General features: G+C 60.8%; 26 protein-coding genes and 2 pseudogenes. 15 read left to right on the top strand and 13 right to left on the bottom strand.

Translation table 11 applies throughout. The annotated features are described in order from the left end of the window. The first annotated feature begins 224 nt into the window (after positions 1 to 224). From WDS16_RS03635 to WDS16_RS03620, 4 genes are all read left to right on the top strand, one after another. The gene (locus WDS16_RS03635; RefSeq protein ID WP_338890566.1) at positions 225 to 716 is read left to right on the top strand and encodes a hypothetical protein; all 492 of its coding nucleotides are present in this window, start codon (positions 225 to 227) and stop codon (positions 714 to 716) included. 331 nt (positions 717 to 1047) lie between these two features. After that, the gene (locus tag WDS16_RS03630; RefSeq protein WP_338890565.1) at positions 1048 to 1605 is read left to right on the top strand and encodes a serine/threonine protein kinase; all 558 of its coding nucleotides are present in this window, start codon (positions 1048 to 1050) and stop codon (positions 1603 to 1605) included. Between the two features lie 126 nt (positions 1606 to 1731). Continuing rightward, positions 1732 to 2787 carry a hypothetical protein gene (locus WDS16_RS03625; RefSeq protein ID WP_338890563.1) on the top strand — a complete coding sequence of 352 codons (1056 nt, stop codon included), beginning with the start codon at positions 1732 to 1734 and terminating at the stop codon, positions 2785 to 2787. Between the two features lie 657 nt (positions 2788 to 3444). Continuing rightward, positions 3445 to 4530: an ABC transporter substrate-binding protein gene (locus WDS16_RS03620; protein WP_338890561.1), complete on the top strand. Its 1086-nt coding sequence runs from the start codon at positions 3445 to 3447 to the stop codon at positions 4528 to 4530. Positions 4531 to 4624: 94 nt separating this feature from the next. Here the strand turns inward: WDS16_RS03620 and WDS16_RS03615 are convergent, their stop codons facing one another. From WDS16_RS03615 to WDS16_RS03605, 3 genes are all read right to left on the bottom strand, one after another. Further along, a complete protein-coding gene (locus WDS16_RS03615) occupies positions 4625 to 5017 on the bottom strand; it encodes a hypothetical protein (protein ID WP_338890559.1) in 393 nt (130 codons plus the stop codon). A gap of 49 nt (positions 5018 to 5066) precedes the next feature. Continuing rightward, positions 5067 to 5330: a helix-turn-helix domain-containing protein gene (locus WDS16_RS28220; protein ID WP_422395808.1), complete on the bottom strand. Its 264-nt coding sequence runs from the start codon at positions 5328 to 5330 to the stop codon at positions 5067 to 5069. A 141-nt stretch (positions 5331 to 5471) separates the two neighbouring features. Then, positions 5472 to 5978 carry a hypothetical protein gene (locus WDS16_RS03605; RefSeq protein WP_338890558.1) on the bottom strand — a complete coding sequence of 169 codons (507 nt, stop codon included), beginning with the start codon at positions 5976 to 5978 and terminating at the stop codon, positions 5472 to 5474. A gap of 101 nt (positions 5979 to 6079) precedes the next feature. Between WDS16_RS03605 and WDS16_RS03600 the strand changes: the two genes are divergently transcribed. The 5 genes and pseudogenes from WDS16_RS03600 (at position 6080) to WDS16_RS03580 (ending at position 10776) form a co-directional block, all read left to right on the top strand. After that, positions 6080 to 6310, top strand: coding sequence for a hypothetical protein (locus WDS16_RS03600; RefSeq protein ID WP_338890557.1), 231 nt, complete (start codon positions 6080 to 6082; stop codon positions 6308 to 6310). A gap of 17 nt (positions 6311 to 6327) precedes the next feature. Next, positions 6328 to 6939 (top strand): annotated as a pseudogene (locus WDS16_RS03595) (amidase family protein); the annotation flags it as partial. Then, positions 6939 to 7874, top strand: a complete 936-nt coding sequence (locus WDS16_RS03590; RefSeq protein ID WP_338890556.1) for a phosphotransferase — start codon at positions 6939 to 6941, stop codon at positions 7872 to 7874. The pseudogene WDS16_RS03595 and the gene WDS16_RS03590, both read left to right, overlap by 1 nt. Positions 7875 to 7881: 7 nt before the next feature. Further along, complete coding sequence (locus tag WDS16_RS03585; protein WP_338890555.1) at positions 7882 to 8826, top strand: phosphotransferase; 945 nt, start codon at positions 7882 to 7884, stop codon at positions 8824 to 8826. 987 nt (positions 8827 to 9813) lie between these two features. Further along, positions 9814 to 10776, top strand: coding sequence for a hypothetical protein (locus tag WDS16_RS03580; protein ID WP_338890553.1), 963 nt, complete (start codon positions 9814 to 9816; stop codon positions 10774 to 10776). Positions 10777 to 10798: 22 nt separating this feature from the next. On the opposite strand, the gene WDS16_RS03575 is transcribed toward WDS16_RS03580, so the two are convergent. The 5 genes from WDS16_RS03575 to WDS16_RS03555 all read right to left on the bottom strand — a co-directional run bounded on the left by WDS16_RS03575 (position 10799) and on the right by WDS16_RS03555 (position 14887). Continuing rightward, a complete protein-coding gene (locus WDS16_RS03575) occupies positions 10799 to 11710 on the bottom strand; it encodes a hypothetical protein (protein ID WP_338890551.1) in 912 nt (303 codons plus the stop codon). A 112-nt stretch (positions 11711 to 11822) separates the two neighbouring features. Beyond that, positions 11823 to 12689, bottom strand: a complete 867-nt coding sequence (locus tag WDS16_RS03570; protein ID WP_338890549.1) for a hypothetical protein — start codon at positions 12687 to 12689, stop codon at positions 11823 to 11825. Between the two features lie 614 nt (positions 12690 to 13303). After that, positions 13304 to 13567 carry a hypothetical protein gene (locus WDS16_RS03565; protein WP_338890547.1) on the bottom strand — a complete coding sequence of 88 codons (264 nt, stop codon included), beginning with the start codon at positions 13565 to 13567 and terminating at the stop codon, positions 13304 to 13306. Positions 13568 to 13618: 51 nt separating this feature from the next. After that, entirely contained in the window at positions 13619 to 14002 is a 384-nt protein-coding gene (locus WDS16_RS03560) for a hypothetical protein (protein WP_338890545.1), read from the bottom strand. Positions 14003 to 14116: 114 nt separating this feature from the next. Further along, positions 14117 to 14887: a hypothetical protein gene (locus WDS16_RS03555; RefSeq protein ID WP_338890543.1), complete on the bottom strand. Its 771-nt coding sequence runs from the start codon at positions 14885 to 14887 to the stop codon at positions 14117 to 14119. A 242-nt stretch (positions 14888 to 15129) separates the two neighbouring features. Between WDS16_RS03555 and WDS16_RS03550 the strand changes: the two genes are divergently transcribed. The 4 genes from WDS16_RS03550 to WDS16_RS03535 all read left to right on the top strand — a co-directional run bounded on the left by WDS16_RS03550 (position 15130) and on the right by WDS16_RS03535 (position 17999). Then, the gene (locus WDS16_RS03550; RefSeq protein ID WP_338890541.1) at positions 15130 to 15861 is read left to right on the top strand and encodes a hypothetical protein; all 732 of its coding nucleotides are present in this window, start codon (positions 15130 to 15132) and stop codon (positions 15859 to 15861) included. A gap of 219 nt (positions 15862 to 16080) precedes the next feature. Continuing rightward, positions 16081 to 16740 carry a hypothetical protein gene (locus WDS16_RS03545; RefSeq protein ID WP_338890539.1) on the top strand — a complete coding sequence of 220 codons (660 nt, stop codon included), beginning with the start codon at positions 16081 to 16083 and terminating at the stop codon, positions 16738 to 16740. Continuing rightward, positions 16737 to 16946: a hypothetical protein gene (locus tag WDS16_RS03540; RefSeq protein ID WP_338890537.1), complete on the top strand. Its 210-nt coding sequence runs from the start codon at positions 16737 to 16739 to the stop codon at positions 16944 to 16946. Before WDS16_RS03545 ends, WDS16_RS03540 begins: the two co-directional genes overlap by 4 nt. Positions 16947 to 16955: 9 nt before the next feature. After that, positions 16956 to 17999, top strand: a complete 1044-nt coding sequence (locus WDS16_RS03535) for a hypothetical protein (RefSeq protein ID WP_338890535.1) — start codon at positions 16956 to 16958, stop codon at positions 17997 to 17999. Between the two features lie 297 nt (positions 18000 to 18296). Here WDS16_RS03535 and WDS16_RS03530 read toward each other — a convergent pair whose 3' ends face one another. Together WDS16_RS03530 and WDS16_RS03525 are read right to left on the bottom strand one after the other, a co-directional pair. Next, positions 18297 to 18563: a Txe/YoeB family addiction module toxin gene (locus WDS16_RS03530; RefSeq protein ID WP_338890533.1), complete on the bottom strand. Its 267-nt coding sequence runs from the start codon at positions 18561 to 18563 to the stop codon at positions 18297 to 18299. Continuing rightward, positions 18560 to 18808: a type II toxin-antitoxin system prevent-host-death family antitoxin gene (locus WDS16_RS03525; RefSeq protein ID WP_338890531.1), complete on the bottom strand. Its 249-nt coding sequence runs from the start codon at positions 18806 to 18808 to the stop codon at positions 18560 to 18562. The genes WDS16_RS03530 and WDS16_RS03525 overlap by 4 nt, the downstream gene beginning before the upstream one ends. Positions 18809 to 19030: 222 nt before the next feature. Between WDS16_RS03525 and WDS16_RS03520 the strand changes: the two genes are divergently transcribed. Then, positions 19031 to 21244, top strand: coding sequence for a KAP family P-loop NTPase fold protein (locus WDS16_RS03520; RefSeq protein ID WP_338890529.1), 2214 nt, complete (start codon positions 19031 to 19033; stop codon positions 21242 to 21244). 176 nt (positions 21245 to 21420) lie between these two features. On the opposite strand, the gene WDS16_RS03515 is transcribed toward WDS16_RS03520, so the two are convergent. The 3 genes and pseudogenes from WDS16_RS03515 to WDS16_RS03510 form a co-directional block, all read right to left on the bottom strand. After that, a complete protein-coding gene (locus tag WDS16_RS03515; RefSeq protein ID WP_338890527.1) occupies positions 21421 to 21573 on the bottom strand; it encodes a hypothetical protein in 153 nt (50 codons plus the stop codon). 268 nt (positions 21574 to 21841) lie between these two features. Further along, positions 21842 to 22582 (bottom strand): HNH endonuclease, encoded by a 741-nt coding sequence (locus WDS16_RS28215; protein WP_422395753.1) that lies wholly within the window; start codon positions 22580 to 22582, stop codon positions 21842 to 21844. Between the two features lie 61 nt (positions 22583 to 22643). Further along, positions 22644 to 23571, bottom strand: a pseudogene (locus WDS16_RS03510) (IS5 family transposase). A 957-nt stretch (positions 23572 to 24528) separates the two neighbouring features. Here WDS16_RS03510 and WDS16_RS03505 point away from each other — a divergent pair. Beyond that, positions 24529 to 24789 (top strand): hypothetical protein, encoded by a 261-nt coding sequence (locus WDS16_RS03505; RefSeq protein ID WP_338890526.1) that lies wholly within the window; start codon positions 24529 to 24531, stop codon positions 24787 to 24789. Positions 24790 to 26105 lie beyond the last annotated feature (1316 nt).

The following is a 26105-nucleotide window of genomic DNA, read 5'->3' as shown; positions in this document are numbered from 1 at the left end:
ATAGAACCCATCACACCTTTCGAAAGGAGACTTTCCGTGTCTCAATGCAGAAAGTGCTACCGCCCCGTCCACGACTGCCCTTCCTGCAACGGAGGACGAGCCAGCGGGATGTTCGGCAAGCTGACCTGCAGCAAATGCAACAACACGGGCTCGACGTGCAACGAGCACGGCGGCCACTGGAAGTAGACGACCGGTCCATTTCCACTTATCTTCGAAAGGCAATCATGCAGGTCTTTGGTATCGCCATACTCGTCGCCCTTGTCGGATTTTTCGCCAGCATCGCAATCAGCCCGGAAACAGCGATGGTGTTCGTGGTCGTCTACATCGTCGGATTGCTCGTCCTCGGTTACGTGTTGAGCGCGATGGCGAAGCGGCAAACCAGCGTCGTGGTGGCAGCTCCACCTGTCGACGTCGAGCAAGCAGTCCTCGCTCATTTCAAGGGCATTGGCTGGAAGCAGGTGAACGGGAGCGGGCGACTGAATTTTCAGTCTCGGGGAATCGGCATCGGTTCGTATGGCTCGACGAACCCCGTCATGTCGATCGGCTTGTCCGACTCCGTCGATGGAGGAACCGAGGTCGACGTGTGGATGTCGGAGTGGGTATCTCGGGCCGGGATGGCCACCTCCTGCGACCGGGTCGTCACCAAGCGCTGGTCGCTGTTGCGCAAGTTGGACGCAATGTCGAGCGTGGGCGGCGTGCAGCTCGGGAGTTCGTGAGCCGCGGACTTCGTGGCCGGCCAGATCGATTGGTGCGCCGGGAATCGATCTGGCCGGCACCGTCGGTTCCGAGCCAATAGCCGTCGGCGGAAATCAACTGTTCGAACGATGGCGCTCGGTACCCCAAAGCAGTAAATTGCGTTGAGCAAGTGCGCCTTCTCTCGCACTGAACGTGCGCGATAGAAGGAGGTGTCGAGTGCCTGACAGTCCCGAGCCGTTGTTTCCGCTACCGAACCAGCCGTCGACTCCTCCCACCACTGACACGTACCCGACGCTCAATGGACCAGTCAGTTCTGAACCGCGTAGCAGCAAAAACCGCACCCTCACGTACGTGGGTATCGCCGTCACCGTGGCAGCCGTTCTGGTCGGAGCAGCCCTCTACGGGATCGACCGCGGTCGCGCCGAGCCTGTGGTCGCGGGGCCCGTCTTCGAGTCCTCTGAAGCCGAGACTCTTGGTCCGGCGGCGCCCGATCGCGAGGTCGCCGATCCTGCGCCCCTTGCACCCGCGCTTGTCAGTCCGGTGCCGACCGCGGCCGCAGCGGCTCCGCCCGTCTCGGATGTCGACCTCGGCCTTTCCGTGCCGTTGACCGTTCCAGCGTGCGACGGATCGGGGATAGTGGTGATTCACAGCGCCATCAGCCCCGGCGCCTATGCCCAGGAAGTCGCTGCTGCGCTTGCGTCGAATCCGGGCGCTAGGTACTTACGCACCGACAGATCGTGCCCATCCTTGCGGCAACAGAGCAGAGAGGGCAATCCCATCTACGCTGTGTACCGGCCGTCGGGCTACACCACAACCGAACTATGCAACGACGTACGCCTGCAGGGCGGCGACGCTTACGGCAAGTGGCTGAATACCGCGAGCGACCCGGCGTTGATCGTGCCGTGCTGAATTACCCTTTCGCGCCGGGTCATTCGATCGAACGACATCACTCTGACCTCCATCGATACAACGTTGCACTAGCCTCATGCGTGGCCCCTGATCCGCAAAGAATTGCGTCCAGAAAGGTCGGGTCGCATGCCCGATAGCCCCGAACCACTGTTCCCGCTGCCGGACCGACCGGCTGCAACTCCCACCGACACCTCATACCCATCGCTATCCGCATCAGCACCCTCCACAGGCAACCCCGCCACGCCCCGAAAGTACCTCTATGCGGCAGCCGGCCTCGTCGTGGTGGCGGTTCTCGTCGCAGCAGGGGTCTACGGAACAACCCGAAGTTCGGACGACGTACAGATGGACACCGCTGCTCGCCCAGCGGCGAATGCATCCGGCGGGGAAGCACCGAACAATGTCGTCGGTACCTGCACGTCCGCGCCCGTCGCATCCGTCGATGACGCGCGTCTGTCGGCGTCAGGGCTGGTGCTCGACGTGACCGCGGCAGGTGGATGCTCAGTCGATTCTGTCGTGTCGAGCTCGTCGGTGCGCATCAACGTTGTCGACGGACCGACCAACGTTGCCGCAGGCGTGTTCGACTTCTCCTCCGACCCCGCATTGCTCACCGGCGACGGCCACAGTCGCTTGACGTTGACCTTTCCGCTCGGAACTTTCTGGATGGTCCCGTCGACTCTGTCGTCATCCACCTCAGTCGAGATCGACCCAGGTAGCAATGACTCATCGAATGCATCTGCGTCCGAGGAGGTCTCGCTATCCGCATCGACCGCCGCCCCACCCACATCGGGTGACGCAGAAATGGCTGCAGCGGAGGCACTTCGCGCCATCTCGGACTCCGACCGTACCGTCGTTGCCTCCTCGCTCGCCGATCGCTGGATCCCTCAGATCAGTTCGAAGAAGCCCGGCTTGGTCACCGAGGGAAAAACATGGACCAATGCCGACATCCTGCTAGAGCACCTCCAGATGAGGATCCGGTACCCGTCTGCGCACCTCATTTGGAGCGGATCGTGGAGCACCTTTTCATCCCCTGATTGGTGGGTAACCGCCGTGGGCGAAACCTATCCGACAGGCGAGTCGGCGAACACTTGGTGCGTCGCCAACAATTTCGATCGCGACCATTGCTACGCGAAACTCGTCAGCTCCGTTCGTCCAGTGGACGGCAGCACCGTCTTGCAGAAGTAGGCCATTCATGTGGCGCGTCGATATTGTCGATACGCAGTGCGTTTCGATCATGGTCGACTTTCTATCTTTGAAAAAGTACCTCCGCACACCGAATAGCTCTGCGTCTGTCGGGTGAACGATCGATACCACGTAGACAATCATTCATGGTTGCATACGCATGTCGGAATGAGTCTCAGAGCAAGGAGCCACAATGACAGTAATCAAGGCAATTTTGCTGCGCGCGGCGTGCCCACGCTGCGGTGGATCGGGCGGGCACAGCAACTTTGGGAACTGGGTCAATTGTTCCGCATGCAACGGAACCGGGCAAAAGTGAATAGGCAATAGATCGAAGCTCGCCACGTGGGGTCCACCAACCGCCGAGCACCGCCCCGGCGGCTGGTGGACCCTGACCGACGGCATGGGTAGTCCACTGCACACACGTTCGATCTACATAGGCAACACTATCGACGAAAGTCCCTCAGTGCCTGAGCGATACGCACCGCGGCGGGTCGGACAACGGTCGCCGACGCTCTGGCGCACGGTTGACCGAAGTCCCTTGCTCGGCCGCTGCGCGCAGGTGTGAAGCCTGAGTCGGCCCGCACCGACTTGGCACCGCGTCTACAAACCTTGACCGTCAGGTTTGGTTTGCCTCCTACAGCTACGAAGGTGGAGGACGCGGTGCGGAAAAGTCCAAGCCTGTTCGGTGTACTGCTGGTCGGGATGACGCTGGCGGCGGGATGCTCGGGTGCGGATGCAGGTTCACCGGACACCTCTGAAGCGACGGGTGCTTTCCCCGTCACCATCGAGCACGTATTCGGAAGCACCACCGTGCCGGAGAAGCCCGAACGAATCGTCGCCCTGGGCGTTTCCGACGCCGATGTCGTCTTGGCGCTCGGGCAGGTTCCCGTCGGCAACACCGGATTCGCCTTCTACGAGACAGGACTGGGCCCGTGGGCCGAAGGACTGGCCGGCGACGCCGAACTCACCCGCATCCAGTCGGACTCCGAGCCGAATCTCGAGCAGATCGCCGGCCTGGCTCCTGATCTGATTCTCGGGTTGGCTGCAGGGTTCGACGAGCAGATGTACGGCAAGCTCAGCGAAATCGCACCCACCATTGCCCGGCCGCAAGGAACTGCTGCCTACGCGGTCCCCCGCGCCCAAGCGACGGACACCATCGCTACCGCTCTCGGTGTCCCTGAAAAAGGTGCGGAACTAAACGTACAGACCGACCAGTTGATCGCGGACACCGTCGCGAAGTACCCCGAGTTCGCGGGCAAGACGGGCGTGGCCGTGATGTCCTACGACGGCGTCTACGCCGGATTCCTCCCCGGAGATGGCCGCGGACAGTTCCTGACCGGGCTGGGATTCACGATCCCCGACGAAGTCACCAGCCGCGATACCGGTGACACCTTCTACGTGGAAGTGTCGGCGGAGAACGTGAACCTGCTCGACGCCGACGTCATGCTCGTGCTCGCCCGAACGAGAACTTCGACATCGTCGCCGAGAACCCGGCTTTCGCGAACACCAAGGCTGGGCGCGATGGAGCAATCGTTCCTTCGACGATCGATCAGCGCGATGCAATCACCTACAACACGATCCTGTCGATCCCCTACGCGATCGACAACCTCGCACCGAGAATCGCAGACGCGCTCGGGTAACCAAAGACTGCTCAGCGGTCCGGCTTCTGGTCACACGGGTCGATCGATCACCCAACTGGGCACGTTGGTCAGTCCAAACAACGTCTCGGCGTGTCCGGTGCAGTAGCCGACGGTCGAGACCTGGAACCCCTCCCATGCGCTGGAACCAGCGGGTGGCCTGGCCGACCGCCGAGCCTCCACGTCAGCTAGATGACCGAAGCTCAGCCTCTACGGAATTCGACCGACACGGTGTATCCCTGAGGTTCGGTTGCGTATATCGAATTCTCGGTGAGGGTCATGAGCCACGTGTTGCTACTGCAGCTACCCGATCGCACGGTAGCTCGCACGACGACTACAGCGCCGCTTCGGCTTTCCTCGGTCCGGTTTGCGTTGCACGGTCGGCCGGGTATGTCGATGTTTGCGTGCAGAGGGTGGGCCTGGCTGATATTGAGCACCGCCGGATAGGTCCCATCGGGCACTGCCCATGTCCCGTGCCAACCGCCGACGACGCGTTTATCTGCCGGTGGAGCCGCGGGCAAGGGAACGGAAAAGAACCCGGGGACCGTGCCCGGCGCGTCGGCGGATCCGAGTGGCGGGGCAACGGAGTTCAGCACGCCGCCTGCGCTACCTGCACATTTCGTCCCTTGCCTAATTGCTTCATCACTACCTTCGATCGAATCGAAGCCGTCCGCGCGCGAAAATTTGCTCGGCCGCCAACAACCAAGGTTCGTGCGGATTATTCACCTTCGCAATGATTGTTGCCGGACTCGAGTGTGGTCGCCTCGATGCGTCGACGAGAACATCCAGTCCTTTGGCCTCGTACCGCTTGCGCCACGCCGTGACAGTTTGACGACTGGCACCGAATCGTTCCGCGACCTCTACGATGGGCGATCCGTTGATCGCTTCTGTCACCACACGCAGGCGCACCTCCACCGTGCCCCTGGTGGTCCCGTCTGTTTCGGACTCGCGAGGCTCAGTGTATTGCACAAGCACACGATGGCGATCGGTTGTGACGTGTCAAAGATGTCCCGATGACGTTCTGTCAAAGATGTGTTGAACCCTTACACGTCAGTTGGACGACCGGTAGAAGTCAAATGCGGACTGAGCCCTGACGCGGGCCATTCTCGAAATCGTTCTCGTCGACCACCGCCCGGTCAGCAGGAACGCAAGGGCCACGAACGGTGCGAGTAAACAGAACGTCACTGCAAACCATATAGCTCCGGGCACGCCGACAATCGCAAGTCCCGATGTCACCACCACGGCCACCAGCGTGACAGGGTAAAGAAGTTCGACCAAGACCACTTTTGGATGGCTGCGATAGAACGAAAACCGTGCGAAAACTCTAGCGACCGCTTGGAACGCATCCATCTCACGATCCTGCGCTTCTGCCACGTACCCGTCTGCGCGAAGCCGTTGCGCCTGCTCAAGAGCTAAATCCCTCGTGCACAACGCTTTATCGATCGCAATCGACGTAGTGTCCCTAATTAGATACCTCCACGCGCCGAATATCGCCGCGGGTGTGAGTGCTGACCCGAGCATCAAAGACAGTTTTTCAACCAAAATGTATCCGTCCATCCCTATCCCCTCATAGAAGACTTGACTGACCAGAACACTAATCTGAAGGTCTGACATTTTCAGGTTCGCGTCGTCGCGACAACGGATGAAGAAATGCCTGTTTGAACTACCTTGGGCTGCGAGCACCCTTGTTGTTGTTGACGGCAGTCCTCAACGCCCGCAGGGGCCGACCGATGGCTCGCAGCGTCGACGACCTCATCGATCTGTATCGCGTCATCTCCCGGCCGGATCCGCGGGACACGTGGAGCCTGCCGTACGAGCACACAACCGACATTCATGCGCCGCTGTCGCCTGCGGGGCTCAAGATCGGCGTCATGCTCGACATGGGCTAAGTGGGCACAGTGTCAGCGAACCCGTCGCCGCCGTGGTGCGCAACGCGGCCGCGCAGCTCAGTGCCGCCGGTGCCATCGTCACCGAGATGCAGCCGGTGTTCACCTACGATCCGTATCCGGCGCTCGATCGTCTGTTTCAGGTGCGTGCGCGGACGGAGTGGGAGTCCGTTCCGGAGGATCGCCGATCCGAGGTCTTGCCGGCGGTCGCCGACTGGGCCGGTGCTGCGGCGGGATACTCCGCAGCCGACTTCTCACGCGACACCGACTCGGTGATGCGGTCGCAGGAGGTCGTGCGGGCGAGGACGAGGGAGTTCGACTTCGTGATCAGTCCGGTGATTCCGACGGTCGGGTTCGGCGCCGAAGAAGTCGGCCTCGACCCAGCGCAACCGTTGGCGCACTGCAGCTTCACCGCGTGGTTCAACCAGACCGCACAACCCGCCTCGGCATTGTGCTTCGGCTTCAGCACACCGTTCGGCACCAACTCGGGCATGCCGATCGGCATTCAGGTCGTCGGGCCACGCTTCGCCGACCAATCCGTCCTGCGCTTGACCAAATGGCTCGAAACCCACCGTCAGATCGCCATGGACTGGCCGATCGACGTGGCGTCAGACAAGATCGGAGCAGCCTGATGACTGTACGAAACCTACTGAGCGACATCGGCGTCTGGACTACCGGTGACGTTGTCTTGGACGCGGGACCCACCATGGCGAGCCCGAGCTGGTGGGGCGCCGATTCCGAGCGTTACTCCGGACGAGCCGATATCGCCGACGACGCAGTGGGCAATGCCGCGTTCGTCAAGGTTATGGAGTCGCAGGCCCGTGACTACGTCGACTTCGGTGCGACGTTCTCTGCCGCCACAGCCGCCGGTGACGCCGGCATCGGCCCGAAGGTATTCATCTCCGACGCCGACTCCGGTGTCCTGGTGATGGAGGACTTCACCGGTATCTCGTCGACCGCGACTCTGGATCTGTTCGACGAGGATGCGAACGTCGAGAAGCTGGTGGCGCTGCGGAAGTCCGTGCATGGATTAGCCGGGGTCACGCGTCGGGCATCGGTGTTCGACGACCTCGCTGTGATGCAAGGGTTGATCGCGAAGGTCGGCGGCGCGTTGCCGGCCGTCTTCGACTGGATGCTCCGCACCCTCGCCCCCGCGCAGGCTCGCATAGAATGCGCCGGTTTCGACGCCGTCCCCTGTCACGGTGACGGCAACGTCTCCAACATCCTGGTACTCGACGACGGCAGCATGCGCCTCGTCGACTGGGATGTCGTGGCGCTGATGGACCCGCTGCAGGACATCGGAGCATTACTGGCGGAAATCCGCCCGTTCGACTCCGATGCGCGGGAGGTGTTCGAGATGGCGTGGGGATCGTTCGACAGTGCGCTGTTCGATCGCGCTCGGATTTACGGCATCGCGGACTCGCTGCGCTGGGCGCTGATCGGATTGTATTGCGATGCAGTCAAGCCCGGGACGCACGAGTATTCGAAGTTCTCCGATTGGCAGTTCCTGCGGGCCCGCGCTGGTTTGCGTGACCCGCATTTCGACGACCGAGTACGGAACATCTGAGGTGACCATGAACGACATCGTGATCGGATCCGCCCGCACCGAGTCGGAGCGGCAGGTCGAAAAGGCGCTCGCGTCCATCCCCGAGTGGGAGGGGCTAGGAATGACCTACTCCCCCGTCACCGGCGGGTTGATGAACAGCAACTGGCGCATCACCGTCGAAGGCAAACCCAAGCGGTACTTCATGAAGCTGCCGGGTGCTGGGACGGATTCGTTCATCGACCGGACCCTCGCCAACGAAGCAGCTCGACGCGCTGGCGCTTTGGGTATCGGGCCGGAGGTGGTGTTGTTCGATCCGATCACCGGTGTCGAGGTGATCGAGTTCTTGGAGGGCTATCGGGCGTGCACGAACGGCGATCTGAAGCGTCCGGAGATTCCGCTGGGGATGATCGATGTGTATCGGACGCTGCATTCGGGCAGCACGCTGAGCGTGACGAAGACGATCTTCGACATGATCGACGAGCACCTCGAACAGGTCGCCGAGCTCGGTGTTCGGCTTCCACGGGACGCCGAGGTGATCTTGACCGAGTACCGGCAGGTGAAGGCCGCGATGTTGGCGTCAGGCCTCGATCTGGTTGCGTGCCATAACGACCCGATGCCGGGCAACATTCTCATCGGTGACGGGTTGCCGATGAAGTTGGTGGACTACGAGTTCGCGTCGAACAACGATCGGGCTTATGAGCTGGCCGTGATGGTGACGGAAATGTTCTACGGGGAGCAGCAGACACTGGGGTTGATCGAGGAGTTCTACGGGCGCGCGGAGTGGTCCATGGTCTCTCGGGTGCAGGTGTGCAGTTTCCTGGCCGACGTGAAGTGGGGACTGTGGGGCTGTGTGAACCACAAGCTCAGCGGGGCGTGGGACTTCGACTACCACAAATACGGGTCGTGGAAATTGGCGCGGGCGAGGATAAAGATGTCGGACCAGAGATGGGCCTACTGGGTGGAGGGGGTCTGAGAATTGGTCTCACCCGTCAAGTGTCCACTCGCTTCACCCATGAACCGATCAGTCTCTTCGCACGAAGTGACTTTCATCCCTGACGGCTTCGAAGGGCATCGCGCATCCACTATTGCTCGGCGCCGGTCAGAAGCCGAAAACGAGGCACGCGCAAAGGGCATCGAGGACACAGCGACTAGCCTGAAGCTGACAAGTACAGTAGTGCGCGCGACGCCTGGCCAGGACACGACACCCAAACTCGCCAGCGACGTTGTGGCGAGCGAGACGACCACTGTCGTGCCAGCAAGGAAAGGAGCCGGGTGTTCACGACGGTCGTCGACGACGGCTAGCGGCCACATGCCCGTTCGACAAGCGCCAGACTCGAGCTCATCCGCCCAATCGTCCTGCCCGAGTTCACGTAGTTGCCCGGACAATTCTGTCATTGTCTCCATTGAACTGAGCCGTCCGCGACTTTCATGAGTCTGGAATCGCGAAAAATCTTTCGGCCGGTCGTTTGTACAACGACAGTCACGTTGCGATGACACCCGTGACTGTCGCGGGCACGGAAAGAGCTTCCACGACCCCATGGATGCCCCGTCTCGTTGGCTGCAGCGACGACCGCAGCAACGCCCACCGACACAGTCACCGGCTCTACCGGCCCGCGCGCTGAGCATCGCACCGAAATTCTTCGTGGCAAGGAGCGATATTGATGGATGCCGCACCGTGGGGCAACATCTAGCGGTGGCCGGCCGCGATCTGACGCCGCCGCTATTGGCATCGCTGCTTGATTGGGAGTCAACGTGCGCGTGTGGCTGCCCTATTGAATACAAACCACACGCCTTAATACAAACCACACGCCGTCATTGCTCAGGTGAGTTGAGCGGTCGCCACCCCAAGGAGCGGATGGCAAGTTTGGCTGCCAGGCCGTCGCGACCATCACGGCGAGGCAGTGCGAGGAGTTCCCGGCGGCGGCCAGTCCATCAACAATCCCGGCAAGGCGCATACGGCGTGCTGAACAGTCAATCCACCCCGGCGACGATCAAGCATGCCTGGTCGACGTTCGGGCGAGCACTCAAGTACGCCATGCGGCACGACGCAATCCCCTCGAACCCAGCCGACCGATTGGACTTCGCCGGGAAACGATCCACTGGAGACCACGACCGCTTCGAGCACCACCCCCTCACTGCCGCTCAGGCTTCCGCAGTCTCCAACGCGGTGGCGGGTGAGGTGGGCGGGCTACCGGCGTACCCGATCTATGCGCTGATGGTGGACTTCCTCGCCTACAGCGGCATCCGCACCGCCGAGAACGCAGGACTGGAGGTCGGATACCTAGCATCCACGACCGGCCCCGCCAGAGCCGACGGCTCTCCTACCGTGCGATGCGCGATCCAGGTCCGCCGAGCCAAGGACCGCAAGAACGGGCAGTGGGTATCGAGCACGCCCAAGTCCCGGAAGTCGCGACGCACGGTGCCGCTGCCGACCTGGCTCGCGGAACGGATGCGGGCTTACCTCGCGGAACACCACCCGAGAGCCAACGAGCCGACCGCACCCCTGTGGCCGTCGCGGAAGAACGGCGGTGGATACCGCGCAGCAGGCGAACGCTACGCAGTACCGCTGGACTGGTCGCAGCCGTTGGCGATGGGATCGTTCTACGACACGATCTTCCGACCGGCCCTGGTGTCCGTCGGCCTACCGGCAAGCGCCCCGGCGAACGGCAATACCCCGGCCACTCGCGGAGTACGGCTCCACGACCTCCGCCACACATTCGCCACCATGCAGTTGATGGCCGGGACGCATTTCATGCAGGTTTCAAAGTGGCTGGGACACAGCACCTTTACTCTCACACTCGACACCTACGGCGATTGGATCCCGGAGGAGGACGGCGGCGCAGGCAATAACCTGCCTGAGCCAACCGCCGTCCCGATGGCACCTGCCGCCGAACCGTCCAACGTGGTGCCGCTCTTCGGCTGAAACTTAGCTTAGTCAGTAGGGGTCAATACTGCGAACGCCACTCGTCGATCGTGACCTGTAGTCGCTCAGGGTAATAGTTGACTCGACCAGTCTTTGGATCCGTTGTCTGGGCCTCGAAGAGCGCTACCGCACACTCAGTGTTCAGTAAGGCGAGATTCAGTGAGTCCGCCATCTTGGCGAACATCCCAGTCGGCCCCTCGACCAAGTCGGTAGGCCAACCGTGCCCATGCGTGAAGCTGGAACAGACCCGGTACTCCAACTTAGAGATAGTCTGATAGTGCACCTTGGACGTTTCATCAGTGTGCGCCGGGGGATTATCGGCCAGCCAATTCGCTGCTTTACGAACGAGCTCCGAGTACTTCCTTGCGTTCTCCTGCGTGAGCGTTTCCAGTTCCTTCAGCTCCCCTTCGTGAAATTTGAGCCGGTGCCTTGACTGTGCAAGTTCCTTGTCTGTTAGCAGTTGAAGACCATTCTCATGCGCCTTAATCGTCTCGACGTGAAACTCACGTGCGTGCTCGATACCGACCTTGGCTAACCCGGCAGCTCGCGCGCGTCTAGTAGTCCGATCTTTCGGACTCATCACCCAGATGGCCTGCGCGGAAGATTCGATTGCAGTTCGGCACATCGACAACAACGATGCCGTGTGGTGATTGAAAGGCTTTTTGTTGGCTGCTGCCAATAAGAGCACGTTAGTGGATGCAAGCGCATCAGTCGCGTTCATGATCGGAAAGAGGACAGTACCGAAGACACCTTCCGGAATTTTCTCGTAGTAACCGTCCGCGTCGTCCAGAGCCATCGGCGTACCTGCGTCGGGACGGTGCGGCGTAACACCCCACTTTTCCATTGCGCGGCCGCGCTGGGATCGATCCGCTGCGCGACCTAGCGCAGGACTGAGAAGGGCAAGAAATGCATACAAGGCTTCATCTTCGTCCATGCCCAGACCATACCGACCACCTCCGACATTTTTGGGTGCGCTCAAATCTTGCTGCGCTTGAGTCCCGGTCGACGAAATCGCGAGCACGCCATACCCAACGACGAAAATCGCGTTATAGAGTTACCGGCTGACTCAGTGACTGAGCTTCGCCATTTTCGGTCCAGCTGAGCTCAATCGTTACCTGGTCGGGAGTTCCGAAGCTCAATGCGAGCGGCCATCGGAGATCGGCAAGCGGCGGCAAGTCCACAGGGTCATCATTCTGGCGAATTACCGAGTGCTGCAGCTGTTCTCCGACGTTCATCACGAGGCCTTCAGCGGTGATCGAACTGCTTTTATTCTCCAGAACCAGCTTCGCGTGTGTACGACTCTTCATCTTGCCTTTGCTGTCTTGATACTGTTCCCGCTCCTTCTCCACCCTCACGCGGGGTTGGGCGTGTTCACCCTTCCTCACCACGGAGGGTGAACCAAGACCCATCTCAGTCAGGTCGTTCTCGACTGCACTGCGAACCTTGTAGGCGAGGTCGGTTAGTCCGCTGTAAACTCCGAGCAGACCCTTGCTCTGTAGTTCAGTGCGGAACTTTTCGAGACGGGTGAATTCATCCGGATCGAACTTACTGCGGTCGATTGGCTCGTCTGAAAAATAAACGTGGACCGGCTTGCCTGCCGCGGATGCTCGCTCAATCTCCTCGGCGGTGCCTGACACGGCAGAGTCCGTCTCCTGACCCAGCCTGCTGTCGAAAAGAGCAATCACCAAGTCCGCCTTGTCCACCAGCTGAGAATTGATCACACTCTGTCCTCCACTCGCACTCAGTTGAGGAACGGAATCCGTCTTCCAGAACCTGGGCAGCAGAATCGTCTGCGCCCCAGGAGCTCGGTCTGCATTCCAGCCATGCAGGGCGTCCTTTACAGTGGCCACTTCCTCTGCGGTGTCGCCGGGAGTCGAGATCATCACTTCGAGTACGTGCGCGTCGAATGCCATGCCGGAACCATACCGACTGGCACCGACACTGAACCGGATGCCTTACTCGGGTGCCCGCACGTCACGGCCTTTTCACGGCCCTACGGGACTTTGACGCGACCAAAACCCGGTAGGTCACGCTGTGACCTGGGTCTTCGTGGTGCCCCCAGTCGGACTCGAACCGACACTGTGCGGATTTTAAGTCCGGAGGGATGGACTTATCCGGACTTCGGTGAATCCACTTTTCGTTGCCTCACAGCGCTTTTCGACCATCTGAGTCCAGCACGATCCAGTCCCGTGTGTACCCAGTTGTGTCACTCTCGTGTCATCGAGACCGACGGCAAAGACCATGCTGAATCCATCTGCATGTTGACGTACCGCGGTGGATGAACCACCGCCAACTGCATATCTGCCGTACCGCCCGCTGCCTCCGTAACCCGCTGTTCTGTGTCACCGAGCGCCCGCCCGCGCCTCGGCCGCGAACTCACCTCCAAGCCGAGCCGGGGACGGGGTGAGCGACGTCGATTTCAGTAAACCCCCTCCCAGGTTCACTCACACTTCAGGTCAAGACATCACGCCCTCCGGCCAACTTCTCCGGCTCCGAAAATGCACTGCCGCTTCGGGTTCCCGTGTACTCACGTAAGTTCCCGACATGTCGAGCCACCACGGAACCACGTCACTCGCCCGTCCGGGGTGTGGCCGGCGTCGAGGTAATGGCGGTTGATGGCCGAGACGCGGCGCTTCAGCACAGCGTCGCCGGCTGAATTGTCGTTCAGGAGATCCGCCAACACCGCCGGAGTCGTTGAGAGAGGCACGTATTCGGCTACCGAGCACCATTCGACGAACAAGGACCAAGCGTAGCGATACTGCGCTGCCGGGCGGATTGGTCTGGGTGCCACATCTCGAACGCTACCGGCGGCGATTGACATCGGCGCTCCCCCGCGCTCGGTTCAGAGCGGTCCTAGGTCCGACGGTCGCGACACCGCCTCGACCGCTGCACGCATGCGTCGTCGGTCGACGACATGATCGGGGTCGGACACGACGACGACGTCGTCGGACTTGCGCACATGAATCCGGAAGCCCCGAGCCTTGGCTTGTGCACGAAGCTGTCGCCGCCAGCTCTGGAGGTCGAGACTCTCGACGGGCCCGCACCGTACCACCGCGGCGCCCATATCCCGAACATTGTCCAAGACGTCGTCGTCGGTGACCCTGGTCCCCTCTTCGTCGAACATTCCTCGACGAACCCATATGGGGCCGATATCGGAGGGGCCACCCGCCGGGTTCGACATGTACTTCGATGCAAGGCTGCGCTTCCACACCGGGATGTTGCGCAAGTTCAGTGTTCGGTGCGACAGAACATCGAACTCGTGAGGTGGTCGGTGGATTCGGTTTGTCAGGAATACGACTGACCGTAGTGCCGGCTTGCTGGGGCGTAGATTCGGTGTCTGTCAGAGGCAACGAATCGGCTGCTGATCGAGCGCAGCGAGAATTATCTCGGGTGCAGTAACCATGTTCACAAGACCTTTGGTGTACGAGGCCCATTCCTCGGTGTCTTGATTTTCATCGAACGCCACGGCGGTTAAGAAGTGCCCTCGAAGATTGACAGGTAGTTGCTGTGCAAGCGAGTCGACCAGATTGTGCGTCTTGGCGCGGCGTGTAGGCGTCACATCCTTGAGCTCAGCTACTGCGGTGTGAACCCAAAGATGATCGCACTCATGATCGGTGGCTGCCGGGATCTCGATGCGTTGTGTCGAGTCGATTGCGGAACGTCCGAGGGCAAGTGAGAGCCCGCCTGGGTCCTCGTGGTCGTTGCGGTAACGAACTGCGTGGACCCCGGGCGGACACACGTCGATCAGTGGTACATCACCCATCAACCCGCCAGGATCCGCTATCCAGCTATCGCGCACAGCGATCTCGGCTTTGAGGCGAATTCGGTAGAGATAGAACTGCTTCCCGCGGTCGCCTTGGGCGCCGATTCGACGCAGCATGTTGTGAACGGCCGCTTCATACGTACCGATATGCAGTGCCTTCGCTCTCTGGCTCTCGGCCCAGCTCGCGACACTCAAACCGTGCTGTTCGAACATCTCCTTGGTTGCTGCACTCAGTGCGGCCTCCGGGTCGAAATGCTCCGCGGGCCAGTCCGGATGCGTACTGGTGTGGAACCACGGGAGACGCTCTACGGCGTTGTGCAGGGCAGGATCGTCGGGGGCGACCGTCACCCGTGGTCCAGTTTCTGCTTCGCACGTGACACCGCAGTCTGGGCAGCTTTCTTGAGATTGTTCCCACCGATCGATCCAGTCGAGATCGACCATCCACCGGCGGGTGCAGCGCCCGCATAGCATCCAACGTGGGCGCGAAAAATCGATCCGGCGGTCCATACCCTCGATTGTCCATGGCCGCGATCGGATGCCGACGTGCGTGGCGCGACCACATGCAACGAATGCAGTCCTATGCTTCCCGCGTGGAAGAACCACTTACTCTTGACGATCTCTCCAGTTGGCCTCCGGTGCTGCAGGAGGTCGCCGACGAAAGCGTCCAAATGGCACAGCGACGTGTTCCCGACGATCGAGAAGTCGAACTACCGGAGTCGCTCTCGAAAGTGATCGATCAGGAGCTCACCAAGCGAGGCATCATCGTCTACCAGTGCTCCCGGCTGCTCGCCGACGAAGTGCGCGATATCCGCGAGAATGGACTTCGAGCCACATCTTCTGCTCTATTGGCTGACAAAGTGGAGGCGGCGGTCCGGTCCGGTTTTATTACGCGAGCCCAGGCTGAGCTAATCGTGAACAACGGTGTCTTGACGTCCCGAGACCAGGCGAGAGGGCGGAACGGCGCCATCTGTGCGCTGACCACGTTGCAAACTGCCAAGGCGGATCCAGAAGGCGTCCGGTCTTTCTTCGAGTACTGGGGCGGTGAAATCACCTACTTCTGGCAGCGGCACACCTCGGACGTAGGGCTAAAGGAGACGCTTCGATCGATCGGAGAGCCCACGCTGATCACGTTCGTTCACCACCCGCAGTCGACGGATGTCTACGCGCCTGACCTGTCGACCCTCGTAGTCGACTTGTGGCGCAATAGTTCAGCAGTGACCGGCGAGGTACACCTACGGATTCAGCCAGGGAACCGGCTGCCGGTGACGACGATCGTGCACCCGGGGGACCCGCGGTGGCCTGCAAGGGTTCCTATACCGTGATTGCTCGAAGCAAAGAACCCGGGCAGGAATCTGACATCCAGCGCTGTGTCGCGCTCACCGGCAGCGCCGTACTCGACGACGAATCGACTCGACGACGGAGCAGCGTCGCCGACGCACAGCTCTGTAACATCGACACGGCCCCAGTCGTCAACACTGCGGACCACAGCAAAAAGGGGCCGCCCCTGGAAAGCCCGTCCAGTCGCCGGGCATCATCTACCCATGACCGATGAAACTTACCAAGTGCGGCGGGCGACGCTCGACGAGTCAGACGCACGTCGCCTCGGCAAGTGGGCCTCACTATGGGCTGACCTGACACACGCCGACATGACCCTCTCAGGGAGGGCAGGGTTGCCCGATATCCCGTCCAATGTCTCTGTCCGGCGCGCACTCTGGGAGTCTGCCGTCGTCAGCTACGGACGTATGGCTACCAGTGACAAGCGCAACGTCGACTACGAGGAACTGGTTAAGGCCGCCCGCGGTGACCGTGGCACCGAGTTGCACAAGATTCTTATGGAATGGCGCCACGACCATGTCGCTCACCGCAAGTCCCGTGATCTCGAGACCGTGAACATCTACGCCGACTACCTCAACTCAGATCCCGACGTGCTCGACTCCATTCGAGTACACGTGACGTCGTCGGGTGGGCCACCCGCGGACTCTCCCTTCGCCGTCGAGTTCGCCGAACACGTGAAGGCACTGCGAGACACCGTCTGGGTGAACTACCTTGCACCCATTGCCGAACTGATTGCAACGCGAACCCCCCGCAGTTCCACCGTATCGGTTGAGCCCGAAACGACGCACGCGCTGATAATCGAGCAGATCCTGTGGTCGCGAACAAACGGGACCGGTATCGCCGACGCCCTGAAATCGACTTCATGAGTAGTCCGAAGGAAACCTATGAGATATCTCAGGGGCAAGACACTGCGGGCGTACTCGCCTTCTCCTTCGTCCTGCCGTATGCAGTGCCGCTGAGCACAGAACCGGTGCACATCCATGTCGGACAGGAGTATTTACGAATACGTGGTGTCGAATCCGCCGATCATGACCTCTCATGGATGCTGAACGAGTTCACCTGCTTCCTTTGATGGTCGACGATGTCTCACGGAGTGGACCCCGTCTACGCGGGCAGTGTTTTGGCGTCGATGATCCTCGACGAGGTGACTGGCCGGGCTGCCCGAGAGACGCGCCCTGAGACATCAGATCTCCCGCACGAACGCTCAGTGGTAGTCGTGATGATTCCTGTGAAGGACCGCAACGCTGCCTTGACACCGCCGCATGGCGGCAAGGTGGACCCCATTACCCTGGCTCACTGGCTGGTAGCAGACACTCTTCGCTCACTACGAATCACTTCCGGCATTCCGCTTCCAGAGCTTCACTACAAGGCTCTGAATCCGATCACCCCAGCCGTGTTCGGTACCCGTACCGACGCCGGAACCATCAGCTTCGATGAAGATAAACTAGCGATCGTGCTCGACCACCTGCCGATCCAGTCCGCCACCTGGGACTTGGTCGACGCGGATTCAGTCGGCAAGGTATTCACTCAACTCACGCTGGGCAGCATCAGCGCTTTGATCCGGGATCACCACGCTCGCAGCCACGCAGAGCACGTCGCTGGCGACTACCGAGCGTCAGTTCTCAGCAACGCCATCACATGCGAGGTAGCGCTCGACAGCACACTTGCCGCGATGCTGTGGGAAGAGGGCAGAACACCAGCGGAAGCTGCGCAAATATGGGTCGACGCCAGTTCGATCACCCACCGCGTCAAAACAGTGTATGCCCGCCGCCTGGGCGGAAGCTGGAACCTCGACAACAACGGACCGGTGGCCGATTGGCGAAGCCGCATTGTCGATGTCCGCAACAGCCTCATCCACTCCGGCCGTACTACTTCAGTAGCCGAATCCGACCGCGCGGGTGAATGCGCAGCAGCGTTGATCTCATTCATATCAATGCGACTCGTACTCAAATGGAAGACCTACCCCAAGACGCTCGCCGTCATGTGCGGTCCGAGCTCGGTGGACGAGCACGCGTCGAAGAAGCAGCGTTCGAGTGTCCACAGGGCCATGGAGATCAATTCGGCGTTCGCGGTCGAGTTCCACCGGTGGCGTGACGAATGGCTGAAAGCGCGTGCCTCACCGTAGTATTCAGCTTTTCCCACCGATGCCCTTCTTTCTCTGCCCCCAGCGTGGGCCTCAAACATTTTGCTGTCGAGTTTCGAGCCCCTGAGGGTCTACATATGGACGACCCGCACGGACGACATCGCCGCGACCCTCGGCAGTGCAGCTGCAGTTGCCAATCCCGGCCGGTATTGAACCATCCACGCGCATGACCGACTCATTCGATCACCGGTCCCGCAGAGGCTTTGGCGCAGAGCAGCCCGCTTGCGAACCACTCCGTCATCCGTCAAGTGTGATGGTCGTCGGAGCAGGGGAGATTCGTCAATAATGGTATTTCGCGGACAGAATCACGAGGTCCGGGCTGACATCGTCTGGGGGCAGGTACACAAGTCTGTGCTCGATGTTGATTCGTCGTGACCATGCCCCTGCGAGCGCGTATTTCAAAGGCTCGGGTTTGCCGATGCCTGTGTACGGATCTCGAAGCGCGGCGTCGATAAGTTTGTTGATGCGCGGAAGCATCTTCTTGTCGACGGTGGCCCAGGACGTGTAACTGTCCCACCCTTCTTCGGTGAATCGGACCTGGGTCATGTGACCAGCTTTCTGGGTTTCACCTCCCCGCGGCGGGCTTGTTCCATGCTCTTGAGCAGGTGGGTTGCGTTGGCAGGACTGCGCAGCAGGTATGCAGTCTCGACCATCGCGTCATAATCAGCTTTGGACATGAGGATCGCATTGCCGCCACTGGAGACGATCTCCACTGGTGTGTGATCTTCTACTACCTGTTCAACGAGCGGGAAAAGGCTTTTGCGGGCTTCGGTTCGGGTTATGGCAGACATCGCTGTGGCACTCCGTTCGGTCCACATCCTTGGCAGAAGAGGTGGACGTGAGCGGCCCGCGTTGCGCGGGCCGACTGCTGAGCTCCCGCGTTGCGCGGGTGTCCTCTGATCGCAAACAGTACCACTTGTGGTACCGGTACCACAAGTGGTACTTATAATCGAGTGAATCGTGAAGCTCTACCTACCCGACAGTCACCCAGAGCCAGCTGCAACTATTGAGCCATGCCCGCTCACGACGCAGCCGACACCACCGACGGCGCCGGAGAGATCCGCACCCATCACGACGTCGAAATCAAGTCGATGGGCGACGACCGACTCGATCGTCGACAGTTCGCCCGGCGCGTTGCCGAACGCATCCACCGGGCAGGACAAGGACCCAGTGTCGTATTCGGCCTGGCCGGACCGTGGGGAAGTGGCAAGACATCAGTATTGAACATGATCACCGACGTCATCACCACCGAGCATCGCGACGCGTGGTCAGTGGTCAGTTTCACCCCATGGTCAACGGACAACACCCCCACCCTCACCGAAGAGTTCTATAGGGCGATCGCATACGCCATGCCTCCCGACGAGCGAGGTGAGAAAGCGAAGCGGCTGCTCAACACAGCCGCACCGGTTGCAGGCGCCGTCATGAAAGCCGTCGCGACCGCCGCCCTGGAGAAATACGTAGGTAAAGGGGCTGTCCAGGACGCGATGAAAGCAGGTTCGGACGCCTTCGCCGATCAAGCAGCTGATTTCACCGCCGATATCGAACCCGACCCTTTCGTCAAGCGCTTCTCGGACATCTCCGCAGCCATCGACACAGCCGGCAGGAACATCCTGGTCATCGTCGACGACGTCGACCGCCTGCATGCAGACGAACTCCTCTCGGTCATGAAGTCGGTTCGCCTCCTCGGTCGCTTCGACCGGGTTCACTACCTGCTCTCCTACGACGAGGACACCGTTATCGACGTTCTCCGCCGCAGCGACCTGGCGCTGGACGACAGTGTTCGCGCGCGTAGATATCTCGAAAAAATCGTTCAGTACCCGTTTGCGCTCCCGCCCATTCAACAATTGCATCTCGCTCGCGAGTTCCGCGACCAACTAACGGCCATCGCCATGGTTCACAGCGCGGAACCCACCGACAAGGCTCACAACGAGACCGCCGACTCCCTGTTCGCTCTACTGCCTACAGACCGACTCACCTTGCGCAGTATCTTCCGGTTGTGCACGCAGGTCGACATCATGTTGACCCTCACCGGCGGTGATCGCGAGGTCGACCTGTTCGACGCAACACTGATCACGTTCATTCGGCTTCACTATCCGCGTCTGTATGCCGAGATACCCAGGTGGCGAGCAGAACTGCTTCGAAGTCATCCCGAACGAGGTACTGATCAACAGCTCACGCCAGAAGACAAGGAGCGCGAGGTCTCCGAATTCACTGATTCCACAGACCCGTTCGACGCTCGTATCGCATACCGACTGCTGGTCAACCTCTTTCCACATACACTCCCCCGACCCAAGGGCTTTTACACCTCACGACGCGCCTCACCCTGTGAGATCCGCGAACGCGACCACTTCGATCGATACTTTGCGTTCGGCATACCAGCGAAGGACGTGCGAAATGCAGATGTGAGAACCGATTTCACTCAGCTCATATCAACTGGTACATGGTCCTCTGCCTCCGTCATTCGGCAATGTCTATCCGAACAGGAACGCCGCGACCTCGTCTGCGGCAAAATACTGCAGCACCTCGACGTCCTCGTCGACTCCCCGCCCGCTCCACTCGCAGAGGCAGCGCATCTACTGACTCGGGAACTGCCCTTGGACACACGCGATCTGCTGTTCTCCAGATGGTCGGGCGTCCTGTACGCCCTCCTCGCTCACGCAATCACACGATCGACTGCGCAGGAAGCCAAATCCGTTGTAAACCGCTACCGCAGCGAGTTCGGACTTCCCACGACCGTGGACGTACTCACACGCCCCATCGAACTGGACACCATCGACACCACGACAGTGACCGCAGCGTCGGAGGACATCCGCGAGGAGGTGCTGGGTCGATGCGTACAGGATCTAACTACCGAGCTGCCCGCTGCCAACTACCGAACTCACTCTGTCCTGAGCTTCCTGCATTACTTCGACGATGACCTGTGGCGGCAGCTGAGCGAGCAAGCTCAGGAACTCTTGGCAAGCGATGCCGACGTTACACTCGCCACTCTCGGAGCACGGTTCGTCACGATGACTGGGACCGAAAACACACAAGGAAAGTTCGAAACTTGGGCCAGCGAATTCCGTAGCGAGGACTTCCGAAATATGATCCCGCAACACCTTTGGGACTTACGCAAGATACCGGAGATCCCTTCAGAGGACTTAAACGACAACGACACTTCGCTGTCCAATCGAATCACCTACGCCGCAATCGCTCTACGCCAGATCTTGGCCAACACCGAGAACTGACCGAGACACCGTCGACGAGCTGATCCAATTGTCGCTTTGCACTCGTGGATCAACTTCCGGCCGAACACCCTTTCTCGCACAGATGGTCAGCTCGGCACTGCAGCGTGGCGACTGTGCATCCGATCGCTGCCCTTGGGCGCACCGTCTTTCGTCGCCCGCTGACATGGCCTTCCCACTCACACCAGCTGGCGAAGCGCCGCCACCCGGCGTCGTACGTTGCCGCGGGTCGCCGCAGTCCGGGAGGACTCGACCGCTTTCGCAATTCGCTTGGCTACGGCCGGAGGGATCTCGGGTCCCACAGCGGTGGACGCACGTACAGCGGTGCTCATTGCAGGTGTCCGGGCTGCTGCTGGAAAGTGACGTCGCAGCCACATCGTCGTCGCCAACATCCAGCAGCTCGCCGGCAGCGCCGATCGCTGGTTGTCTCAGTTTCAAAGCGAACTATTCGACCTTGTCATCATTGACGAGGGCACCATGTCGCCGCCGATATGGTCCGATCGTCCTGGCTATAGCAAACTCACGGTGGTCTCATATTTGAGCCGGACGACACAGGTATTGCGGGGAGTGTTTGGCTTTGACGCGGCGGAGAGGCTCTCGCTAGCTATGTCGTCTGGCTAGCCACTGGTTATAGTGCGGCTTGCACAGTCCCCGCGTATTCGACTCCCTCTCGCAGGATGACTCGGTGCACTTCGTCCCTGCCCGGAGGTGTCGTGCGTAGTGCGACCTGCACAGTCCCTTCGCCCGTACCAGTTTGTCGCAATCTGCTGCGGTGCAGTGCGAGGGCCGTTCGGGCCGGAGGGGTAGATCCGTGCTCCCATACTTGCGAAGCCGCCACCTGTAGGTGCTGCAGACACCGGCACTCTCGACACGGCGGTCGCAGTCCTCGACAGAGCAACTGGGAGGAGGCGGGATCGGACCGGATGATCGCCAGTCGGCGAGGAGCGGTTCGACCTCGTCGGGATCGCGCTTCCACGAGGGAGGCCTGTTGCCCTTTTTGATATTGCATGTCTTGTGAGCTAGCGCGAGGTTGACGGGGTCGTGTGTGCCGCCCATAGAGATTGGTAGGACGTGGTCGACCTCGGCCGCTAGCGGGTGCGGCTTGACTGCGTTCTGGGGTACGAAGAGACCGCAGAGAGAGCACGTGTCGCCGTCCCTGGCCCGTAAAGCGTTCGCGGACAGGTAGAGGGATGCGCTTCGGTGGCGACAGTTGTCGCAGAGGCGTTTAGAGACGGGGGTCAGCCGCCGGCTGGAACCGTTGGCGGGAGCGAGATAGTCGATGCGCGTTCCGCATTGGGCGCACGCCCCGAACGTCGCAGCGTCGGCGTGGCGACGCGCCATGCCGCGACAGGCGCTGGAACAGAACGCCGCGGTGGCGTCTGCTCCGACTAGAGCGTGTCTCTTAAATTGGGTCCGTTTTCGTTTTCATCGCCGGGCGGTGGTTGTGGTTGCGGGAGTGCAGAACTGCCGCGCACAGGACAACGCCCCCGAGGAATGTCATGGCGTACTTGTCATATCGAGTGGCCACACCACGCCACTGTTTGAGCCGCCCGAAGCCACGCTCGACGGTGTTGCGGTGCTTGTACATCGTCGGATCGAAACCCGGTGGACGACCACCGGCGGACCCCTTGTCGGCCCGTCGCTGCTTCTGGTCGCTGCGCTCGGGAATGGTGTGTTTGATCTTGCGGCGACGCAGTTCGGTGCGGGTACTGGGATGGGTGTACGCCTTGTCGGCGAGCAATCGGTAGTCCTGGTCCCCACCGGCAGCTCGGTGGGCATCGAGCAACGGCACCAACTGTGGATTGTCCCCGGCTTGCCCACCGGTCAGCAGCATCGTCACCGGCGAGCACGTCAGGTCGGTCAGTGCATGGATCTTCGTGGTGAATCCTCCGCGAGATCGACCCAACGCGTGGTCAGCGGGTTCGTCGACGGATTTCTTGTAATTCGACAAGGCCCCCTGTGAGAGTGTCGGCTCGCGCACCGGCCGCATGCTGATGCGCCCGGACGCTGGTCGAGTCGATCGAGAGCACCGCCCCGATATCGCCGTCGAGTTCTTCCGGGTCGAGACCGAACACCTCGGCCACCGCGGCAAGCATCTCGTCGTAGGTGCCATCGAAGGACCATCGGTGGTGGCGTTTCCACACCGTCTGCCACGGACCGAAGTCCTCCGGCAGATCTCGCCACGGACACCCGGTACGGAATCGGTATGCGATGCCCTCCAGAATTCGCCGGTGCTCGGCGAACCGCCGCCCACGTTTTCCCACGTCGGTGGGTATCACTGGCTCGACGATCTCCCAGAACTCGTCACTGATCACTCCCACGCGCGTCATCGAAATATCATCGCTGACAGCACCTCTCAAATTTGGGAGACACGCTCTAACTCTCCGCACCAATCGCACGGGCTGTTCACGGCGCGCTTCGGGCGGCCACCGATCGGCCGGAGGGGCGTGCCTGCAGTTCGTTGCTTGAGGTGAGTCGAACAGAGCCCGCGACCGCTTGCCTTGCGGTCGCAAGCGGGCCCAGCGCATCGCGGCCTGCATTCCGGGCCGCACCACCTTCGTCCCCTGGGTAGACCGGTCAGGTCAGACCCGCACCCACGACAGAAACGTTCCATGTTGTGTCCACTTACGAAGCGACTGTGATGCACTGCGCATCGACCGCGGGTGGACGAAGGTCGCTCGCAGCCGGACTCGATGCAGTGCTGTGTCGGTAACTGCGCGAGTTCCTCGGCGCGGGTTGAAGCACTGGCAAGTGCACCTGACCGTTGCAGCTCGGAGTAGTGGCGGGGACACCTGCCGCGTGCCTTGACGGAGCGATCGCACCCCTCGACCGCGCAGATCCGGCCGTTTTGGCGATTTGTGCCTCGAGCCTTGTCGTAATGACGTGTACACAGTCCTTTCGCGGCCGCCGACCGCGTGCACTCGGTGCCAGAGCATTCAACCGGCTTGGACTTCTCGACCGACCCCGTCCGCTGCAACCGCATCTTGTGCATATGGCATAGGCCGTTAGGACCTATCCGCCGCCGTCCGCACTCGGCCACGTCGCACGTGCCGCCTTGCCTGGACCTGCTTCCAGCGGGGTCGCCATACTTCCAGAATGCCTGATAGTGCTTGTCGCAGAGGCGATGCCTTTTGACCGATACTTTACGTCCACATTCACCCACCACACACAATCCGGCAGAACTCCCAACCATCACAGCATTCTAGGTGGTCGGACTTCCCACGGAGCGGGATCGTAGCGAGCGAAGGTTCATTGCGTCTACTTGAAATGGCACAGCTCAATCGCTCGTGGCTCTCGTCTCCTCCGGCTTCTCCGAATCCGGTCTGACCCTGACCAACGGAACCGCCATCGACGCTGGCGACAACACCTATATCGGCGGAACCACCATCGACGCCACGGGTCGAGTCGAGAACCGATCCGATGTCTGGGTCGTCGCAGCCGGAACCGTGTACTCATCGACCGGGGAGCACGGAACACCACGAACCGTCACCGCGAGCAAGCTCGGAGTTAAGTGTCTCCCCCGACGACCCCGACGTGCAGGCCGTTGACGCCTGCGTCGTGGACCTCACCCGGTAAGGCCGTTGCCTGCCGGAGGCGTTGCTGGCGCAAAGGAGACCCACCGGTCGCACAGCTTGTCAGCTCGTTCGATGTAACAAACGCTCCCGGGTCGCCGACGGCCCACGGACGCTGCTCCGCGACCGCGACCCCAACGTCGGAGCGGTGGCCGTCCTCGATTCCGAGCACGCTCTGACCAACCCGCCACCGTTCAAGCCTGACGATGAGTATTGATAAAGCCATCGTCCTGCCGTCGCTTTCATCCCGCGAGTGCCTTCGGGGCGGAACTACTGCGCCGCGGTTGCGATCCGAGCGGCCACCGCTGAGGCCGCTGATTGGAGCTCGGGTGCGAAACCCGGGCGAACCCGCGTTTCGACGTAGACGGTGCGGAACTGCACGAAACTCTCGGTGCCCCTCGACCCCTAAATAACTCGTTGCAGGCGCATTGGTGACTTCGCGATCCGCTGCTTCGCAGGGGGTTCAACGGTCAAAAAAGCGCATGATTTATCCAGTTTCTACCGAGTTGTGTCAGCCTCGTGTCATCGAGTTGCGTCAAACGGCAGTCTCGCAGTCCGCGAAAACGCACCGACCTGCTTCAAGACCCAGGATGACCGAAACGATGTGTCACCCAGCCAACGGTCTTCAGATCCGCTGCCTCACAAATCCATTGAGAACCGCCACGGTTCACTGCAGTCCACGGCACAGGCCGAAACTTGTCACTCAGACTATCCTTTCGGGTCCATATGGACTTACGTGCCCCCAGTCGGACTCGAACCGACACTTGACGGATTTTAAGTCCGGAAAAGTGGACTCAACCGGACTTCGGTGAATCCACCTTTTCCTGCGTGACAACATTTTTCGTACACTTGCGTCCAGGCCGATACACCCCCGTATGTACCCAGTTGTGTCACTCTCGTGTCAACGAGACCCTCGGCAAAACCACCCTAAATTCACCTACATCCTGGTATACCGTGGTGGACAGAAACCCGCCAACTGCGCCAATGCCGACATGCACATTGATTCAGTTCTGTGTGACCGAACTGTCGTGCGCACGCCCACCGCCAACCCACCTGCGAACCGAGCCGGGTCGACCGACTGATTTCGACCGGCCCTGTTCCAAGTCAAGTCAAGCTTCAGGGCCGAAATATCGCGCTTACCGGCCAACTCCCCCGGATCTGAAAATACTGCGTCGCTTCGGGTTCCTCGGTGTACTACCGCCAGGTGTGGCAGGGGATGATCGACGCCGCCGCATCCTACCCGCCGGCACGTGACTTCCCTGGATGAACAGACTCAAGACCAGGGCATGTCC

This window comes from Rhodococcus sovatensis (assembly GCF_037327425.1).
Lineage (GTDB): Bacteria > Actinomycetota > Actinomycetes > Mycobacteriales > Mycobacteriaceae > Rhodococcoides > Rhodococcoides sovatense.
The sequence above is the reverse complement of the archived record's forward strand: the minus strand, read 5'-3'. Positions and strand labels throughout refer to the sequence as shown.